The organism is Microbacterium sp. STF-2, from assembly GCF_034650155.1.
Taxonomy (GTDB): domain Bacteria; phylum Actinomycetota; class Actinomycetes; order Actinomycetales; family Microbacteriaceae; genus Microbacterium; species Microbacterium maritypicum_A.
In genome coordinates this window covers 1-1,969 of sequence record NZ_JARKMW010000005.1, presented here as the reverse complement: position 1 = coordinate 1,969, position 1,969 = coordinate 1, and the positions used below count along the sequence as shown (strand labels likewise).

Here is a 1,969-nt window from a genome sequence, read left to right as displayed (position 1 = left end):
CCGGCATTTGGATGACGAAAGGGACGTTTGGACGGCGACAATTGGGTCGAGAGCTGCCGCCCTCCCCTTCGCCGCAACGACCCAGAGCACGAAGCCGCTGCGCGGCATTGGTGCTTGGCGGTGATGTAGCGGGCGGCGCTGAGGTTTGTCCCTGCGGCATCGGAGGCAGACGATGGGGTTCCTTCAACAAGAGGAACCCTGTCATGACGACGTCACCGACCCAAGCACCCATCACCCCGCTGCGTCAGCGGATGCTCGACGATATGGCGATGCGTTCGATGCGGGCTCGGACGCAGCACGACTATGTCCGCCACGTCCGCGCCTTCGCGGCGTTCCTGAAACGCCCGCCGGATACCGCGACGGCAGAGGATGTGCGGCGCTTCCAGGTCCACCAGCGCGAGCACGGCATCAGCGAGTCCGTCATCGGTGCCACGGTATCAGCGTTGCGCTTCCTATTCGGGGTGACACTCGACCGGCCGGACCTGTCGCGCAAGCTGGTGCTGGCGCCGCGTCCCCGGAAACTGCCGGATGTGCTGAGCGTCGATGAGGTCGCGCGGCTGCTCGAGGCGGCACCGGGCATCAAGTACCGGGCCGCGCTCGGCGTGGCGTACGGCGCCGGCCTGCGCGTGTCGGAGGTCGCGCACCTCAAGGCCGACGACATCGACAGCAAGCGCATGCTGATCCGCATCGAGGAAGGCAAAGGCCGCAAGGACCGCAACGCGATGCTATCGCCGCAACTGCTCGAACTACTGCGGCTCTGGTGGCGCGAGGGCAAGCGGCGCAGCGTCCTGCTACCGCATGGCTGGCTGTTCCCGGGCCGCAGCTACACCGACCCGATCTCGACCCGGCAGTTGCATCGCGCCGTTCATGAGGCGGCGGAGGCAGCCGGCATCCGCAAGCGGGTCAGCCCGCACACGCTGCGGCACAGCTTCGCCACGCACCTGCTCGAGCAGGATGTCGACATCCGCGTCATCCAGGTGCTGCTCGGGCACAGCAAGCTCGAGACCACCGCGCTTTACACCAAGGTCGCCACCCGCACGATCCGCGCGGTGACAGGGCCGCTCGACCAGCTGATGGCGCTGATGGAGGGCAGGACGCCCGCCGGGTGACGCCCGCGTGCGCGCCTCCCTCGAGGTCGCCGACATCTTCCGCGCTGCCGGTCCTTCATACCGGGTCACCCACACCGGGCATCTGAGCCTGGACCAGCTCAAGGTCATGTCGGCGATAGAAACCTGCCGGACCGCCATCATGGGCGGGCACGTCGAGGCCTGCACCGACTGCGGGCACTGGCGGATCGCCTATAACTCGTGCCGCAACCGGCACTGCCCGCGGTGCCAGGGTGCCGCCGCGCGCACGTGGCTCGCCGAGCGCGAGGCCGACCTGCTGCCGGTTGGCTATTTCCACGTCGTCTTCACGCTGCCAGCCGAGGTCGCCGATATCGCGCTCCAGAACAAGGCGGCGGTTTACGGCCTGCTGTTCCAGGCGGCGTCGGAGACGATGACGACTATCGCCGCGGACCCGAAGCATCTGGGCGTACGCATCGGCATCACCGCGGTCCTGCACACCTGGGGCTCGGCGATGACCCATCATCCGCACATCCACATGATTGTCCCGGGCGGCGGATTGTCGCCAGACGGCAGCCGCTGGATCTCGTCACGCCCGGCGTTTCTGCTACCTGTCCGCGTGCTCGGCAAGCTGTTCCGCCGCCTGTTCCTGACCCGGCTGATGGGGCTGTACGACGCCGGGCGGCTTGGCTTCCATGGCAGCCTCGCGCACCTTGCCGACCGGCGCACCTTCCTGCGGCACCTGGCCCCGGTCAGGAAGAAGCGCTGGGTCGTCTATGCCAAGCCGCCGTTCGCAGGCCCCGAGACGGTGCTCGCCTATCTGTCGCGCTATACCCACCGCGTCGCCATCTCGAACAGCCGGCTCCTGCGCCTCGACCAGACCGGCGTCACCTTCCGCTACAAGG

General features: G+C 67.9%; 2 protein-coding genes. Both read left to right on the top strand.

Annotated elements, in window-relative coordinates; translation table 11 throughout:
• The first annotated feature begins 203 nt into the window (after positions 1 to 203).
• Positions 204 to 1,109, top strand: a complete 906-nt coding sequence (locus MicroSTF_RS19205; protein ID WP_322957825.1) for a tyrosine-type recombinase/integrase — start codon at positions 204 to 206, stop codon at positions 1,107 to 1,109.
• Positions 1,110 to 1,116: 7 nt separating this feature from the next.
• Positions 1,117 to 1,969, top strand: an 853-nt coding sequence (locus MicroSTF_RS19200; RefSeq protein WP_322957824.1) for an IS91 family transposase, incomplete at its 3' end; no start/stop codon positions are given.